The organism is Saccharospirillum impatiens DSM 12546, from assembly GCF_000423605.1.
In the GTDB taxonomy this organism is placed as follows: Bacteria; Pseudomonadota; Gammaproteobacteria; order Pseudomonadales; family Natronospirillaceae; genus Saccharospirillum; species Saccharospirillum impatiens.
Map to the genome: position 1 here is coordinate 236860 of NZ_AUIH01000001.1, position 17145 is coordinate 254004.

Here is a 17145-nt window from a genome sequence, read left to right on the forward strand (position 1 = left end):
GCCGCCCACTCAATCCATCCATGGAGCCTAGACCGCAACATCCCTGCTGCGGACTTCCCCGCAGGGACACCCCCGGCAGCCGCCGCTGGTCACCTCGGCTAACTCCGAAACTTAAGATCGCAGAACCGCCTTTCTGGCGGTTTTTTGGTTTTAGTGCGACACGAGACGCGTTTCAAAGGTGAAATCATGACTGAATGGACTCCAACAGCGGATATCGAGACTCTGCGTCGTCGTGCCATGCTGATGACGGCGATTCGGCAATTCTTTGCTGACCGCCAGGTGCTGGAGGTGGATACGCCAGTGTTGTCATCCGTTGGCGTGACCGATGTGCACGTTCACAACCTGCGTACGTTGGACGGCGGTTTTCTACTGACCTCACCCGAATACCCGATGAAGCGACTGCTGGCCGCTGGCCTGGGTGATTGCTACCAATTGGGTCATGTGTTCAGGGCTGATGAAAGCGGAGCGCGCCACAATCGCGAGTTTACATTGCTGGAATGGTATCGGCTGGGCTGGGATCACCATCAACTGATGCAGGAAGTGACGGCGCTGTGCGACTGGGTGCACCGTGCAGCCGGAGGTTCAAGCGCGCTGGCGTCGACATTTCTCAGTTACCAGGCGGCGTTTGAAGGCGCCGGGCTTCCGGATCCGCATCGGGTTTCTCTGCGGGAGCTGCGGCAGGTAGCGGCGCTGCAGCTAAGTGCTGATACAGCTAAGTGGGATCGGGATGCCTGTTTGGATGCCCTGATGGCCCTGGTGGTCGAGCCGGGCTTGCCGCTTGAGCGACTGACCTTTGTGACCGATTACCCGGTCAGTCAGGCCGCGCTGGCACGTACGCACACTCGTGGGGGGGTTGAATTGGGTTATCGGTTTGAGCTGTATTGGCAGGGCATGGAGCTGGCCAACGGCTATTGGGAACTGACCGACCCAAAAGAGCAGCGACGGCGTTTTGAGCAGGATGCCCAGCGGCGAGTATCGCAGGGTTTAGCAGTGCCGGAGGTCGATGAACGTTTATTGGCCGCCATGCAGGCCGGAATGCCGGAATGTGCGGGTGTGGCCCTGGGTGTGGATCGATTGCTGATGGCGGTGCTGGGAAAATCCCACATCAGAGAAGTACTGCCGTTTGACGCTGACCGGGCCTGAGCCCGGTCGGCCATTCATGGCATCAGTTTTTGGTTTTATTGACCAGCATTTCCAGTTTGCGCTTCATCCGGTCTTCCGGAGGGAGCGAGTCTTCAGGCTTGGCGGTCTCAGGCGCTGGCTGCGATGCAGCTGGTGCCGTCTGATTGTCTTTGCGAGGTCTGCTTGGACGCGCGCCCCTGGGCTTACGAGCACCTTCAGGCTTGTCGCCATCTGCCCGTGGCTTGCGATTTGCGGCCGGTGGCCGCTGCTTGGCTCGTTCTGCCCGGCGCTTTTCAATGGCATCGAACTTTTCTTTGGCGTGGGCCGCATCTTCGGCGCTGACCTGGCCGGTCGGTGATCCGTCGATGGTGACGCGGTCGACCCCTTCGAGCATGCAGGCGTAGTAGCTGCGTAACCGTACATACACATTGAGGGCCCGGCGAATGCGGGTCTTCGACAGTTTGCCGTCTTCAGCCAACGCTTCGTGGATGCCAATTTTCAGCGGTTTGGGCTTGCGCGGATTGAACGCCTCCGGATACAGCTCACAGAGCTCGTCCATGGCCTTCCGGTTGGCGTCAAATTCTTTTTTACGCTGGGCATCGGTTTTGCGTTTGGCCGGCGCCTGGGCTGCTTCGGTGTCTGTCGGGTTCTGTTCGGTCATTGTGGATCCGGCAAATTCGTTGAGCGGCGCAGGATACCCCGTTAAACCGGTTTTGAAAACCCGGATTTGGGTCGCTGTGACGCAAGTTAGTGTACTTACTTGGGTTTGGTCATGTTACGCCCGGGTCGATTAGAAGCGAAGCAGGCGAGTGTTGGCAACCGGGTAAGCCTGTCTGGGGAAGTCCGCAGCATGGATGCTGCGGTCTAGGAGTCTGTCGGACTTAGGATGAATTGGCTCCGGAAGCGGGACGACGGCCCAAATATCCGCAAATTTCGAGCACATAGGCCCACTATGCACACGAAATTTGCGAAAATTTGGTCTCGCCGTCCCACTCCCTCGCTTCTATCCCCCTAAGTCCGACAGACTCCTAGGCCCCATGGATGGGTTGACGCCGACCCCAGACAGGCTTACCCGGTTGCCAACACGTATTTTGGCTCAAAGGCCAATGGAGTCCTCTAATGGCTGACCGAGTTGTACTTGTTTTCCCGGAGAAATTGCCTCGCTCCAGGCCAGCGTATTCGGTTCGAATAGCATGACCACTGTGCTGCCAAGCCGGAACCGACCCATTTCCTCACCTCGGCTGAAGGTTAGCTGCGGATTGTTGTAGTTCAAGTGCTGGATCTGGCGCCGCATGGGGGCAACTACGCCGGCCCAGGTGGTTTCTATGCTGGCAACAATCATGGCACCGACCAATACCATCACCATGCGGCCACGCTCGGTCTGGAATTCGCAGACCAGGCGTTCGTTGCGGGCAAACAGGCGCGGAACGGCTTCAGCCGTGGTGCCATTGACGCTGAACAGGCGACCGGGAACGAAGGTAGTGCGCACCAGAGTGCCGTCACAGGGCATGTGAATCCGGTGATAGTCTTTGGGGGACAGGTACAGGGTGGCAAATTCACCGTCCCGGTAGCGTCGGGCCTGTTCGGCATCGCCGCCGAGTAATTCGGTGACGGTAAAGCTTTGTTGCTTGGCCTGAATGATGCGGCCATCAGTGATAGCTCCGGCCTGGCTGACGCTGCCGTCTACCGGGGAGCAGAGCGTTCGGGCGTCGTCGGGAAAAGAGCGGGCATCCGCGGTCAGTGAGCGGGTAAAAAAGTCGTTGAAGTTGCGGTAGTCATCCAGGTTCGGGCGCTCCGCCTCACTCATATTGACCTGATAGTGCCTGGCAAAGGTGCTGATGAAGCGTCGCTTCAAGGGGCCCCATTCAGATTCGGCCAGCGCGCCTGCCAGGCGCGACAGGGCGTGATGTGGGGCAAGGTATTGGCTGGCGACAAACAAGCGGTCTTTAAGGCGTAAAGTCATTGACGTATCCGGTTCAGGGCGGTGTTCCAGTCGGCGCAAAATTCGCGAAACAGGCGGTAGTCGGACTCACCCAGGGGCTCCGGGTCACCTTTGGCATCGGCGTAGATCATCATGGTGACCTCACGTCCTATGGTGAAGGAGCGCAGGAAAAAGTCTTCATCATCGGCGGCTTTAAACAGAGTGTCCGGTAGTTGCTTTTTGGCTTTGGCGCGGTTGCCTTTATGCAACCAGGCGGCAGTCACCCGGCGGCTGAACTCTTGCAGAGCGCTGCTGCCCGCAATGGGCAACTTCAGATGCTTGAGCAACAGGTAATGATCGCAACCTTCGTGGTCAAAGGCTTGCCATTGCCCCTTCGTGTGCTCCATGACGACGATTCGGTGTAACCCCAGGCTTTGTTGCAAACAAAACAAGGCGCTTTCCTGTATCTCGACCGGGGAATGCCAGGTTTTCTGGTTGCGAAACTGACGGCGCACTTCACGCAGGCTGTTCAGATTGACGCTGTGACGGTAAGTGACTGTGCCGGTGGTGGTTTGCTCACCGGGCGTATCCATGCGAGCTGGCGGTGCTGTTTTTTTCACGGGCCTGGTGCTGCCCGCCGGTGTTAGCGGCTCCGCATTGCGCGTGTGTGACGTTGCATAGGTTTTGCTGATTTCCTCTGCCCAGGCCCGGTCGGCCTCGCTGAAGCCTGAGCTCTCAGCGGTTCCCTGTGTGCTCACTGGTGGTTGATGTGCCAGCAGGCGGCGGGCGGCTGTGGCGGCCTGGGTTAGCTGGTAGTCGCGTGCGGCCGAGGTGATCCAGGTTTTCAGCATAGGCCGGAATTCCGTCAGGCCAAGGGCAATTTCACCGGTGCGGAACAGAGTGTCCAGCTGTTCGGATTCCCAATTCTGACGCACCTGGTACGCCAGCTCGTGGCTGAAGGGCAGAAAGAACTTTAACGCTGAGAGCTTGTGCGGCTGAATGCGGTTTTCAATGTGTTCGTTTTCTTCGTTGCTATTGGTTTCCGGAATCGCCGGCAATTGGAAGTGGCGGCACAGTTCATCGTTCCAGTCACGCACCGACATGCCGATCATGCCTTCGATCAGTTTGTTGCGGTTTTCACCGCGTTCAGCGCGGAATTCGAAGCCATCCATCATTTGCGGTTCGAGCAGCCAGAGTGCCCATAAGCCGACATCGTAGAACAGGGTCATCCAGTAGTCGGCTTCGGTCCAGGGGATCTGACGCATTTCAAACCACTGACGCATCAGGCTGGCAGCGACCAGGCTGTCTCCGACGTTGCTTTGCAGGCCGGAAAAGGCAGTGCTGGCAGGGTCAAGCCGGGGGATGCTTTCGGTAAGTTTGATCAGCCGCTGAGAGCCAATCAGGGCGACGGCGTGTTCCAGCGTGCGCACCAGTACCTGCCGGTTCGACATCATGCGATTGGCGTAGCGGAAAATCAGCATCGCCAGCAACGGATCTTCGCTGACCACCTTGATCCAGTCCATCAGGGGGGCGGAAGGTCCGGGTAAAGATGTTTGTGGCAACAAGGCAGGTAGGGTGACAGCCTTAATGCGTTCCAGCCAGGGATCTTGTGGGTTCATGCGACGCGTGAGCAAAACCTTAGGGTTGCCGGTGAATGTCGGCCTGCGCCATCACAATGGACAGCGCAGGTTTATAACCCTCGATTCTGACTTAAAACCGGCTATTTAACCAGCCGCCTAGCGCCTGACGTTGTGCATCGGTCATATCTGTACGATTCATGAACGGCATGTCCTTGCTGACCACGGTGCGTGCGTGAATACGACTGGCCCAGCGCTCAACGTCATCGAGGTTGCTGAATACCACCCCGGCCGGTGCGGTCGGAAACATGGAGTCAGATGGCTCGCGACTGTGGCAGGTCGCGCATTTGTCCATGACCAGCGCCAGGCCTTCATCGTCACTGAGGGTCACAGCGGTTTGTCCGTCGCCGCTGGCCGCGCTGGGCTGGCTTGAGCCGGGCCAGGAGAGAGCTCCCGCCACAGCGACAAAGGCAAGACTGGCAACGACCAGAATCAGCGGTTTGCGGATACCCCGGTGGGCCAGATTGAAATAGTGGCGAACGACGACCGTGATCAGGATCAATGCCATCAGGATCAGCCAGTTCAAACTGTGCTGATAGGTCATCGGGTAGTGATTGCTGATCATGATGAAAATGACCGGCAGGGTCAGATAGTTGTTGTGAACGCTGCGTTGCTTGCCGACCAGCCCTGGCCTGGCGTCGGGTTGTTCACCCCGGGCGACGGCGGCGACCATTTTTTTCTGGCCGGGTATGATTTTAACAAAGACGTTGGCGGCCATGATGGTACCGATCAGCGCCCCCATGTGAATGTAGGCGCCGCGCCCCGAGAAGGTTTCGGTCATCAGCCAGGCCATGCCGGTACCCAGAATGAACAGCACCGCGCCAAAGGCTTTGTGTTCAACCAGGGGGGTGCGGCAGAGCCCTTCGTAGATCAGCCAGCCTATGGCTGTATAGAGCACGCCAAGGCTTATCGCCATGCCGGTGCTGAGCGCCTGAACGCTCGGGTCGATCAGGTAAGCCTGAGCGCCAAAATAATAGACCCAGGTCAGCAACAGCATGCCGGTGATCCAGGTGGTGTAGGCCTCCCACTTGAACCAATGAAGTTCTTTGGGCATTTCTGTGGGGCCTACCTTGTACTTGGCGACTTCGTAGAACCCGCCCCCGTGAATGGCCCAGAGGTCACCGCCGATGCCTTTGTCTTGCTTCCATTGCGGCGGGTCGGTCAGGTGATTGTCGAGCCAGATAAAATAGAACGACGCGCCGATCCAGGCGATGCCGGCGATGACGTGAAACCAGCGCAGCAGCAAGCTGACCCAGTCGGCAAAAAAGACATCCATCGGTTAACTCCCGCGGTAGGTTGAATAGCTGTAGGGGCTGACCAGCAGCGGCACGTGGAAGTGGGCATCGGGCCCGGCCAGTTCGAAACAGATGCTGGCTTTCGGGTAAAACGCCTGGCCGTGCTGATGGGTCAGGTAGTCGCCGGTGTGAAAGGTCAGTTCGTAGACACCGTTGTGAAAACCGTCGACGGGCCAGTCGTTGAACCGTCCATCATCGTTGGTATGCCCTTCGGCAATAATGCGCCCCTGGTCATCTTTCAACGTCAGCGCCAGGTTCCGTGCAGGCTGACCGAGGGTGGTGTCCAGCACATGGGTAGAGAGGGTGTGGCTCATGCAGTACTCCTTGGCTTCATTCGTAATGACACGAATGGATCAGTCTTCGGTGAGCTGGGTTTCCAGCCTGAGCAAAGTGATTTTTAATTGTTGGGCTGCCGCCAGTTTCAATTCCTGTCCGGTCGAGTTGTTGATGCGGGCGCGTAACTGGTCGAGCATCTGATCGGCGCTTTTGCCGCTGGCAAACACAATAAAAATAAATCCGTGACGGTCCAGATAAGCCTGGTTTTCATCGGCCAGGGCACGCAAGGTTTGGTCGCTGGCACCATCTACACCCGACTGTTCCTGGCTGGAATGGCCACGGCTGCTTTGATATTTGGCGCGCAAAGTTTCCAGATTACCGATCATCGGGTGGCCATCGAAGGCTTCACTCCAGTCGCTCTCGGTCATTGTCGCCCAGTGCGTCCGGGCGGCAGTCAGCAAGGCTTCTTTGCTGGTAAACGGGGCGCTTTGGGTCATCCGCTCAACCCAGCGTTGGGCGGCGCACTGAGTGTGGAAAAAGTCGGCTTGCTGATGACCGCTTGCCCGGTTCAGTTCATCCAGTGTCATTTGTCTTGCCCCTTGTAATCGATCTCTGCAACCGGGCTCTTGGCTGTGTCGCGCGATGGGTTGGACAGTGTCAGACCCGTTTTCCAGTTGAGTCCGGAGGTTTTTTTACGGGTTTCAGCCGGGCGCTGCGCATGCAGTCGGTTCAACAATTGCGCAGCGATGGAGACGGCTACCTCGGCGGGTTGTTTGCCGGGAACCTCACTCAGGCCGACCGGGCAAATAACCCGGTTTATGTCGTGCTCGCTCCAACCCCGGTGTGCCAGGCGTTGTTGAAATCGCGTTGCTTTGGTGTCGGAGCCAATCAGCCCGATGTAGCGGATATCCGGGCGCTTGAGGCTGGCCTGCACCAATTCGAAATCGAGTTGGTGGTTGTGGGTGATAATCAGCACCCAGGCGTTAGCGGGGGCATCGGCAATGGCATCAACCGGGTGCTCCAGCGCCTGACGACAGATGCGGGTGTCGGTGTTTTCAGCCAGCCAGTCCGGGCGTGGGTCGACCCAGGTCAGGGTAAGGTCGAGCGGGGCCAGAATCGGCATGAGGTGCTGGGCAACGTGCCCGGCGCCGAAGACCAGCAACGGCTGCCCCTCGGGAATCAGCACTTCAAACAGCAACTGGGTTGCTCCGCCGCAGCACTGTCCCAAACTGGCCCCGAGACTGATGCTTTCGACGTCGGTGGTGTTTTTGCCGGCCTGAAGCAGCTCGCGTGCCCGCGCAATGGCTTTGTATTCGAGGTGGCCGCCGCCGATCGTATCGAAGTGCTCCGCCGCGGTAACCACCATTTTGGCTGCGGCATCCCTGGGCGTGGAGCCGGCGGTGCTGAGCACGGTAACCAATACCTGGGGTTCGCGTTTGTGCTGGCCCTTATGCAGGGCGTCGTACCAGCGATGATGATGTCTCATGACGCCTCCCGAACCTGATCGGCCAGTCGTTCAAGAGCAAAGAGAACCTCTTCGGGTGTCGCCGGAGTGTTGAGCGACGGGTTAATGCGATAGTCCGCGGTACTGGCGATGGCATCGCGCAGTGCACACCAGACTGAAATGGGCAGCATCAGTGGTGGTTCACCCACGGCCTTGGATTTGAAGACGGTCTCTTCCCGGTTCGGCTGGTCGAACAACTCGACGTTGAAGATGGGCGGTGTATCACCGATTGAGGGAATCTTGTAGGTCGCCGGGCTGTTCGATAACAGGCGACCTTCATCGTTCCATTTCAATTCTTCGGTGGTCAGCCAGCCCATGCCCTGAATGAAACCGCCTTCAATCTGACCAATGTCGATGGCCGGATTCAGACTGTTGCCCACATCATGCAGGATATCGACCCGGTCGACGGCGTATTCGCCTGTCAGGGTATCAATGGTGACTTCCGAGCAGGACGCCCCGTAAGCGAAATACAGAAAGGGTCGGCCCTTGCCGGTTTCAGCATCCCAGTGGAGCTTGGGTGTGCGGTAGTAGCCGGTCGCTGACAGGGAGATGCGGTTCATGTAGGCCGTTTGCACCAGGTCGGCGAAGGTCAGGCGTTGCTCACCTATCAGTACCTGACCGTTGTCGAATTCGATTTGATCGGGGCGAACCTGGTAGTGGTCGGTCGCGAATTCGATCAGGCGTTGCTTGATGGTTCTCGCCGCATTCTGTGCCGCCGCGCCGTTCAGATCCGTGCCACTTGACGCGGCGGTGGGCGAAGTATTGGGCACTTTGTCGGTGCGGGTCGCCGAGGATTGAATCGTCGCCAGCGGCACTGAAAACTCGGTAGCGACAATTTGTGCCACCTTGGTAAACAGACCCTGGCCCATTTCAGTGCCGCCATGGTTCAGGTAAATACTGCCGTCAGTGTACAGATGAATCAGCGCACCGGCCTGGTTCAGGTGTTTGGCGGTGAAGGAAATGCCGAATTTCACCGGGGTCAGTGCCAGCCCTTTTTTGATGATGGGGCTGTTGGCGTTGAATTCACGAATAGCGTCGCGGCGTGCCCAGTAGTCGGCACTCGTCTCGAGTCGGTCAATCAGTTCGGGCAGTATATTGTCGGTGACCGTCATGTGGTAGGGCGTGACATTGCGGCCCTCGTCACCATACAGATTGCGCTTGCGGATGGTCAGGGGGTCTTCACCCAGAGTGCGGGCAATGCCATCCATGGCGGCCTCGATGGTCATCATGCCCTGCGGACCACCGAAACCCCGAAACGCGGTGTTGGAAGCGGTGTGGGTGCGGCAACGGTAACCGGTAATGTGAGCGTCATTCAGGAAATAGCCGTTGTCGGCATGAAACATAGCCCGGTCGACGATGGCGTTGGACAGGTCGGGTGAATAACCGCACAGACCATTGACTTCGATATCGGCTGCCTGAATTTGCCCTGCGTTGTCGTACCCCAGTGTCCAGCGATTCACAAAAGGGTGGCGCTTGCCGGTGGTGGTCATGTCCTGGCTGCGCGGCAGGCGCAGCTTGACGGCACGGCCGGTTTTACGCGCCAACAGTGCTGCGATGCAGGCCCATTGCGCGGCCTGGGTTTCCTTGCCACCAAAACCTCCGCCCATGCGGCGAACATCGACGGTGACCTGACTGAATGGGATGCCGAGCACTTCAGCCACCAGTTTCTGAACTTCACTTGGGTGTTGGCTGGAGGTGTAGACCAGCATGCCACCGTCTTCCTCGGGGATGACCAGGCTCACCTGACCTTCCAGATAAAAATGCTCCTGTCCGCCTATGTGGATCTCACCACTGCTGGTGTGGGTTGCGTTAGCCAGTCCGGTCAGTGCATCGCCGCGTCGAAACTGAACCGTGTCGCCGACATAGGTTTCAGCGGCCCGGGCCTGATCAACGGTTAAAATGGCGTCACCCGGGGTAATCGTCCAGTCAGCCAGTAACGCCGCATGGCGAGCCTGTTCGACTGTCTCAGCGGCGACTGCGCAGAGCGGTTGGCCGTGAAACAGGATGTCGCCATCGGCCAGAACCGGGTCGCCAGGGAACACCGCACCGATATCGGTATGACCCGGAACATCGGCCAGCGTCAGTGTTGCGATGACGCCGGGTGCCCGCGCCATGGTATTGATGTCGAGACGGGCGAGGGTACCCGCCGCGACGTCGGACAGCGCCACTGCTGCATGCAGCAGGTTGGCCGGCTCTGGCAGATCATCGACATAGCGCGCCTGACCGCTCACCTGGCGAACAGCGCTCTCGTGCGCAACCGGTGCGCCGCGATGACCCTGAGACAAAGCCAGGGGCAAGCGGGATTCAGTGAGCTTACGCATGAGCTGAGCCTCCATGACCGTGGACCCGGGTGCGGGCGTCAGGCTGAGTCGTTTCCAGATGAAACCGTTTGAACAAATTGGCGGTAACCTGCACTCGGTAACGGGCACTGGCGCGAACATCATCAATGGGTGCCAGGGCCTCGGCCAGGGTGCGGCTTAAGTCATTGACCGCTAGCGCTGGCCAATGCTCTCCAATCAATGGTTCCTGCCAGTCGGTCAGTTGCAGCGGTGTCGCCGCCAGGCCGCCGAACCCAGTGCGCAGGCAGGTGACGATGTCGTTCTTATCGGTCTCAAGATAGAAGACGGCACAAACGGTGGAGATATCGTCTTCAAAGCGTTTTGAAATTTTATAAGCGCGGAACAGGCTTCCCGGCGTGCGACGGGGAATGTGAATGGTATCAATCCACTCATCGTCGGCCAAAACGGTCTGGCGATACCCGGTAATCAGTTCGCTGACAGGCAGGGTCCGTTCGGACTGTCCATTGCTAAGCGTTACGGTCGCATTCAGCGCAATCAGCAACGGTGGAGTGTCCCCAATGGGCGAGGCATTTCCCAGATTGCCGCCCAGGGTCCCCCGATTCCGAATGGGTCGGGAGCCGAGTCTTTCGAGCCATTCACGGGCTTCCGGGTAATCAGCCAGGAGCACCGGTTCAAGTTCTGTGTAGCTGACCGCTGCGCCAATATGGAGGCCTTCAGCGTCAACGCTCAGGTGATTCAGCTCTGCCACCTGGCTCAGATCGATCAGGGCGTTCAAGTTGGCCAGGCGCTGGGTCTTTTCGAGGGCCAGATCGGTGCTGCCCGCCGTGTAGCGAGCTCTGGGTGACCGGGCTTTAGCCCGGGCCAGCTCTTCACGATTTTTAGGTTGCCAGAAACCGACTGATTGGTCAGGTTTTGTTTCTTCCGGTAACACCGGTGTTCCCAGACTTCTCAGTTCGGCTTCAATGTCGGTCATTTGAGCACTGAAGGCATCACCGTGACGGGCTTCGAGCAACGCCATCCCCGCATCAATGATGGGTCTGTAGCCGGTGCAACGGCAGAGATTGCCCGACAGTGCGGTTAATACCGCATCCCGGCTGGGCTGGACATCACTGTGATAGAGTGCAAACAGACTCATGACGAAACCGGGCGTGCAGAATCCGCACTGAGAGCCATGATGATCGACCAGCGCCTGCTGAACCGGGTGCAGGGCACCTTCCTGCTCAAGGTGTTCGACGGTCAGCAATTGTTTGCCATGCAGGCTGTGTACGAAAGTAATACAGCTGTTCAGGCTGCGGTAGCGCATGCCCTGTTCGGTTGGCTCACCGACGACTATGGTGCAGGCGCCACAGTCACCGGAGGCACAGCCTTCTTTGGTGCCTGTCAGGTGTGCCTGCTCGCGCAGAAAATCCAGAACCGTGAGGTCGGGGTCGGTCGTAGCCAGAGTCACGGGCTGGCGATTTAAAAGAAAGTCAGTCATAGCGCCTCTCAAAGACAACCGAAGGGCTGAGCCGGGTTGCGCTTTGTTGTTAAGTCGGTTTCTGCTTCTGTGAGCATGGCCTGAACGTTATTCGATGCTTGTAATGGCCAAACTACAGCAAGTTCAGGGCCATAATATGACCGACTGGTCAGGAAAGGTAAAGTCTCATTGTTACCACAGAGGTCATGGTTAAATCCTGCAGCTGTGCCAGTGGCCGGTATCAGGCACCGGGTAACCCGTGTCGGGTCTGGGGTGCTTCGCTTGCTCTTGCCGGACTGACAAATCCGGCACCTGCAATCCGATCGGTTCGCAAGCAGAGGCGTGTGACTTCCGAGGCGTTCCAGATAGTCGGTTGCCTGTACGATTGGGCAGGCCCGATCCGATCACGGTGCACTACTTTGGTGCGTTTGAGCTGAAAATGCAGCCAGCCAGTGCGAATGCTGATCGCTGATCAGTTCAACCAAAGAGGCCAGGCGCGCGTTTGAAAGCTGCCGGTAGTCGAAATAGGGGGTCACGATGACAGCCTGTTTCGGGTGCTGAATAAAAGGCTGCTCAGCGGGCAGTGTCTGGCCGCTTGTCAGCCAGCCTTCCGTTCTGCCAAAGGTTTGCCCCATGACCAGGCAGAGTTGTCCTGGCTCGGGGGTGTGACTCTGTTCAAACAATAATGCACAGGCTGAGCCAGAGCGCAGCAGTCGTTGGTCCCTGCAGGTTTGCCAGTCGGATTCCAGCGGCGTCAGACCGTGCAGCAATTTTGCATAGAGATTCAGGATTTTGCGCCAATGGTTGCCCCCGGCTTGAACCAACTGTTGCAGTTCGCCGTCAGTTACGGGTGAGTACGGTTCCGGTTGATCTGGTTCACAGCGGGGTGGCCGGTGCGGAGCATAGACGACGAGTAAAGGTGAGCGATCTCCTAAGCCTGGTAGGTTTGACATTGCCGGTTAGCTTCCCGTGTCATGCATTAAAATGGCGTGCGTTAAAAATTGTTTAGTGGACAGATTCGTGTCTAAATATTTGCATGTTCGTTGCGTATGACTCAAGTAACTTGAGTATCAGACATTCGACTCACTGTATTTGGAGATGTGTGTGAACCACCCGACATTTGACCCTTCCTACCCGAGAGACCTGATTGGTTATGGCGCTCATCCACCCAAGGCAAACTGGCCCGGTAACGCCCGGGTAGCGGTTCAGTTTGTGATCAACTATGAGGAGGGCGGTGAGCAGTGCATTTTGCATGGCGACAACGAATCGGAACGCTTTCTGTCTGAAATCGTGGGAGCGGAGTCTTACGCTGACCGGCATCTGAGCATGGAGAGTCTCTATGAATATGGCAGTCGTGCCGGTTTCTGGCGGTTGCATCGCCTGTTCACCGAGCGGGACATTCCGGTCACGGTGTTTGGCGTGGCCATGGCCATGCAGCGCAACCCGGATGCGGTTGAGGCCATGCTCAAAGCGAACTGGGAAATTGCTTCCCATGGCTACCGTTGGATTCATTACCAGCATGTCCCTGAATCGGTTGAGCGCGAGCATCTTGAACGGGCGCTGGATATTCACCGGGCCATGACCGGTTCGACACCCGCTGGTTGGTATCTGGGGCGAACCTCGCCTAATACGCTAAAGCTGATTGCCGAGCGAGACGATATTCTTTACTGCGCAGACAGCTATGCCGATGATCTGCCTTATTACGACCTGAATTACAGCCGGCCTTTGTTGATGGTGCCTTACACTCTGGATACCAATGACATGCGGTTTGCGGCACCACAGGGGTTTAACAGCGGTGATCAGTTTTTCAGTTATTTGCGAGATGCCTTTGATGTGCTGTACGAAGAGGGTGAGGCGGCCCCAAAAATGCTGAGTATCGGCTTGCATTGTCGCCTGGTAGGCAGGCCAGCCCGACTGGCGGCACTGAAGCGCTTTGTTGATCATGTGCTGGCGCACGACAAGGTTTGGGTGACTACCCGTGAAGCCATAGCCCGCCATTGGGTTGCAGAACATTCGCTGGGGTAGGAATCTGCAGACTCCCATAACAGAAAAAGCCGACCCTGTCGTCGGCTTTTTTTTGACTCTCTTGCTTGTTAGGTTTCCGAGTTGGCAGCCAGATTAAATCACCTGAGTTGCCAACCCAGCCTGCAAGTTATTAGACAGAGTAGTACATGTCGAATTCGACCGGGTGAGTCGTCATGTCCAGCGTGACGATGTCTTCGCGTTTCAGGGCGATGTAGGCATCAATCATGTCGTCGTCGAAGACACCACCGGCTGTCAGGAACTCGCGGTCCTGGTCCAGTGCGTCCAGTGCCTGAGTCAGGCTGCTGCACACGGTCGGGTAATCGTTTTGCTCTTCCGGCGGCAGGTCGTACAGATCCTTATCGGCAGAATCGCCAGGGTGGATCTTGTTTTTGATGCCGTCGAGGCCAGCCATCAGGAAGGCAGAGAACATCAGGTACGGGTTGGCAGTCGGGTCACCGAAACGCACTTCGACGCGTTTGGCTTTTGGTGAAGACACGTACGGCAGGCGGATAGAGGCCGAACGGTTACGGGCTGAGTAAGCCAGCATGACCGGTGCTTCAAAGCCAGGAACCAGGCGCTTGTAAGAGTTGGTTGAGGCGTTGGCAAAAGCGTTCAGAGCACGGGCGTGTTTGATGATACCGCCGATGTAGAACAGGGCCAGTTCGCTCATACCGGCATATTCGTCACCCGCAAACTGGTTCACGCCGTCTTTGGAGAAAGACATGTGAACGTGCATGCCGCTGCCGTTATCGCCAACCAGAGGCTTGGGCATGAAGGTCGCTGTTTTGCCATAGGCATGGGCAACATTGTGTACGCAGTACTTCAATACCTGAACTTCGTCTGCTTTCTTGGTCAGGGTGTTGGCGCCAACGCCGATTTCGCACTGACCAGCTGTGCCCACTTCGTGGTGGTGCACTTCAATTTCCAGACCCATGGACTCCATGGCGTCGCACATGGCTGCACGCAGGTCGTGCAGGCTGTCGACCGGGGGCACCGGGAAGTAGCCGCCTTTGACTTTCGGGCGGTGACCCAGGTTGCCATCTTCAAAGACGCGCTCGGAAGACCATGCCGCTTCTTCAGAGTCGATTTTGTAGAAGGAACCGGAGATGTTTGAGCCCCATTTTACATCGTCAAAGACGAAAAATTCTGGCTCGGGACCAAACAAAGCGGTGTCGCCCAGGCCTGTTGATGCGAGGTAAGCTTCGGCGCGCTTGGCAACAGAGCGCGGGTCGCGGTTGTAGCCTTCGCCAGTAGAAGGTTCGACGATGTCGCAACGAACGATAACCGTAGGGTCTTCGAAGAACGGGTCGATCATGGACGCAGAGTCGTCAGGCAACAGAATCATGTCGGATTCGTTGATGCCCTTCCAGCCAGAAATTGACGAGCCGTCGAACATTTTACCTTCAGTAAAAAAGGTATCGTCAACTTCCGAAGCAGGAATGGTAACGTGCTGCTCTTTACCTTTGCTGTCTGTAAAGCGCATATCAACCCAGCGTGCTTCACATTCTGCAATCAGTTTCATCGTATGATCTGACATGGTACGTCTCCAAATTAAACGGCCCTTCGGCCGGTGAGCTTTGATTCAGTATGACAAGTTGAGGTGACCGCAGCAGCATCGCACAATCGTCTGCTATTTTCACCGTCGAACCATCTGGTTGATGCCGGGGCACCGCTGTTCGAACTTGAGCGCCATCTGAGCACTAACTGTGTGCACTGGTTTAGCAAGGCCTGTGCCAGCCCAATTGGACGCCGAGAAATCAGGGTTTCCGGCGAGAGGCGCCTCATCCTGATGGCTGTGCGTGCTCTATATCGGTGCGTTATTTCTGACGCTGCACCGAGTAAGGGCACTACTTTGGTGCGTGTCGTACCCATTGTGCCGGAAAAGAGGGCGAGGGGGGTGTCATCCATCAGCCGGATATTGGCGACGGTTTGTAACCCGGCGTGAAAACAAGTTGAGGAGCGGGTATAATCGCGCGCCTTTTCCTATTGAGTGATCTTTGATCAGTTATGAAGTTTGTAACCAAGTTGTTCCCGGAAATCACCATTAAAACGCGGCCTGTGCGCAAGCTCATGGTCAAGAGCCTGGCGCAGAATATGCGCAATGTATTGCGCCGTATATGCCCTGAAGTGGTGGTCCGTAATGATTGGGACAGCATCATTGTGCGCACGCCCGATACCACGAGCGATGCGATCAACCAGACGGTCGCCGGTGCGCTGGAATGCATTCCGGGTATTGCCCAGGTCAGTTCGGTGCTGCAATTTGAGCTTGGCGATTTTGACCGGATTCTGGCGGATACCGAGTCAGTCTGGGGTGAGGCTCTGGCAGGCAAGACATTCTGTGTGCGGGTAAAACGTAACGGCAATCATGATTTTACGTCGGTTGAACTGGAGCGCTATGTCGGCGGCGGACTGAACCAGCGAACCGGGGCAGCAGGGGTGCGTCTTAAAGATCCGGATGTCGTCGTTAAGCTGGAAATCAAACACGAACGCCTCTTTGTGGTGCAGCAACAGAGGCCCGGTCTCGGTGGTTACCCGCTGGGCACGCAAGAAGAAGTAATGACGCTGATGTCCGGAGGGTTTGACTCAACCGTAGCGGCCCACCAGATGATTCGCCGCGGTGTAAAAAGCCATTTCCTGTTCTTTAATCTGGGCGGTTCGGCTCACGAAAATGGCGTGAAAGAGGTGAGCTATTACCTCTGGAAGAAGTATGGCAGCTCGCACCGTGTGTTGTTTGTATCGGTGCCGTTTGAGTCGGTGGTGGAGGCGATACTGACGCAGGTGCCAGACCGATACATGGGGGTGGTGCTCAAGCGCATGATGATGAGAGCGGCTGAAAAAGTGGCTACCGGGTTGGCTATTCCCGCTGTGGTTACCGGTGAAGCCCTGTCCCAGGTCTCAAGCCAGACGCTGCCCAACCTGAGCCATATCGATGAAGTCACCGATCTGCTGGTGCTTCGACCACTGATCGTGACCGGTAAGCCGGACATTATCGATCAGGCTCGCGCCATTGGCACGGCCACCTATGCGGAAAAAATGCCGGAATTCTGTGGCGTTATTTCACGCAAGCCCAATGCCGCCTGCAAGCGCGCTGATGTTCACGCAGCCGAGGCGGGTTTTGACTGGGCCGTTCTGGATGATGCCATTGCCAGTGCAAAGCGAGAGAGCATTGAAACCCTGAGTTGGGATTCCCAGAGCGATCTGTCGATGGGCATAGCAACCGTGTCGACGGCAGAGCAGGCGGTGGTCATCGATGTCCGCCACCCGACCGAAGCAGATGATATGCCCTTGCCAACGATCAATGCGCCGGTCATGCAGATTCCGTTCTACAGCCTAAACCGCAAGTTCGCTGACCTGGATCAGGACCAGCATTACCTGTTGTATTGCGATAAGGGCGTTATGAGCAAGCTGCACGCCATGCATTTGCATGATGCCGGTTTCACAAATGTCGGCGTTTACTCGCCAGATCGTTGAATCCTGCTGGGTGCCATGAGTGCGGGGTGCAGGCCGATGTCATTTCGCCCGCGATCAGAGGCACATCCCTGTGCCGCTGATCGGGACGCGGGCGTCCTGCCCGCTGCTGCATGACATCACCCTGCACCCCTTTGATTG

General features: G+C 57.2%; 14 protein-coding genes. 3 read left to right on the top strand and 11 right to left on the bottom strand.

Translation table 11 applies throughout. The features are described 5' to 3' along the window. The first annotated feature begins 186 nt into the window (after positions 1 to 186). Entirely contained in the window at positions 187 to 1143 is a 957-nt protein-coding gene (epmA, locus tag G565_RS0101090) for an EF-P lysine aminoacylase EpmA (protein ID WP_028669322.1), read from the top strand. A 22-nt stretch (positions 1144 to 1165) separates the two neighbouring features. Here epmA and G565_RS25665 read toward each other — a convergent pair whose 3' ends face one another. The 10 genes from G565_RS25665 to G565_RS22445 all read right to left on the bottom strand — a co-directional run bounded on the left by G565_RS25665 (position 1166) and on the right by G565_RS22445 (position 12464). Beyond that, positions 1166 to 1783 (bottom strand): ProQ/FINO family protein, encoded by a 618-nt coding sequence (locus G565_RS25665; protein WP_051207078.1) that lies wholly within the window; start codon positions 1781 to 1783, stop codon positions 1166 to 1168. A 435-nt stretch (positions 1784 to 2218) separates the two neighbouring features. Next, positions 2219 to 3085 carry an archaetidylserine decarboxylase gene (asd, locus tag G565_RS0101100; RefSeq protein ID WP_028669323.1) on the bottom strand — a complete coding sequence of 289 codons (867 nt, stop codon included), beginning with the start codon at positions 3083 to 3085 and terminating at the stop codon, positions 2219 to 2221. Next, complete coding sequence (locus tag G565_RS0101105) at positions 3082 to 4662, bottom strand: HDOD domain-containing protein (RefSeq protein WP_028669324.1); 1581 nt, start codon at positions 4660 to 4662, stop codon at positions 3082 to 3084. Before G565_RS0101105 ends, asd begins: the two co-directional genes overlap by 4 nt. Positions 4663 to 4753: 91 nt before the next feature. Further along, a complete protein-coding gene (locus tag G565_RS0101110) occupies positions 4754 to 5956 on the bottom strand; it encodes a urate hydroxylase PuuD (RefSeq protein WP_028669325.1) in 1203 nt (400 codons plus the stop codon). 3 nt (positions 5957 to 5959) lie between these two features. Beyond that, the gene (gene uraH / locus G565_RS0101115; RefSeq protein ID WP_028669326.1) at positions 5960 to 6289 is read right to left on the bottom strand and encodes a hydroxyisourate hydrolase; all 330 of its coding nucleotides are present in this window, start codon (positions 6287 to 6289) and stop codon (positions 5960 to 5962) included. A gap of 39 nt (positions 6290 to 6328) precedes the next feature. Beyond that, complete coding sequence (gene uraD / locus G565_RS0101120) at positions 6329 to 6838, bottom strand: 2-oxo-4-hydroxy-4-carboxy-5-ureidoimidazoline decarboxylase (protein WP_028669327.1); 510 nt, start codon at positions 6836 to 6838, stop codon at positions 6329 to 6331. Further along, positions 6835 to 7737, bottom strand: coding sequence for a xanthine dehydrogenase accessory protein XdhC (gene xdhC, locus G565_RS22440; RefSeq protein WP_051207080.1), 903 nt, complete (start codon positions 7735 to 7737; stop codon positions 6835 to 6837). Before xdhC ends, uraD begins: the two co-directional genes overlap by 4 nt. After that, complete coding sequence (gene xdhB, locus G565_RS0101130) at positions 7734 to 10076, bottom strand: xanthine dehydrogenase molybdopterin binding subunit (protein WP_028669328.1); 2343 nt, start codon at positions 10074 to 10076, stop codon at positions 7734 to 7736. The genes xdhC and xdhB overlap by 4 nt, the downstream gene beginning before the upstream one ends. Further along, positions 10069 to 11532 (bottom strand): xanthine dehydrogenase small subunit, encoded by a 1464-nt coding sequence (gene xdhA / locus G565_RS0101135; protein WP_028669329.1) that lies wholly within the window; start codon positions 11530 to 11532, stop codon positions 10069 to 10071. The genes xdhB and xdhA overlap by 8 nt, the downstream gene beginning before the upstream one ends. A 383-nt stretch (positions 11533 to 11915) precedes the next feature. Continuing rightward, positions 11916 to 12464 carry a DUF6942 family protein gene (locus G565_RS22445; protein ID WP_051207082.1) on the bottom strand — a complete coding sequence of 183 codons (549 nt, stop codon included), beginning with the start codon at positions 12462 to 12464 and terminating at the stop codon, positions 11916 to 11918. Positions 12465 to 12615: 151 nt separating this feature from the next. Here G565_RS22445 and puuE point away from each other — a divergent pair, with 151 nt between their 5' ends. Next, positions 12616 to 13536: an allantoinase PuuE gene (gene puuE / locus G565_RS0101145; RefSeq protein ID WP_245584097.1), complete on the top strand. Its 921-nt coding sequence runs from the start codon at positions 12616 to 12618 to the stop codon at positions 13534 to 13536. A gap of 130 nt (positions 13537 to 13666) precedes the next feature. Here the strand turns inward: puuE and glnA are convergent, their stop codons facing one another. Further along, on the bottom strand, positions 13667 to 15073 hold the full coding sequence (glnA, locus tag G565_RS0101150; protein WP_028669331.1) for a glutamate--ammonia ligase: 1407 nt from the start codon (positions 15071 to 15073) through the stop codon (positions 13667 to 13669). A 470-nt stretch (positions 15074 to 15543) separates the two neighbouring features. On the opposite strand from glnA, the gene thiI reads away from it, so the two are divergent. After that, complete coding sequence (gene thiI / locus G565_RS0101155; protein ID WP_028669332.1) at positions 15544 to 17007, top strand: tRNA uracil 4-sulfurtransferase ThiI; 1464 nt, start codon at positions 15544 to 15546, stop codon at positions 17005 to 17007. Positions 17008 to 17145 lie beyond the last annotated feature (138 nt).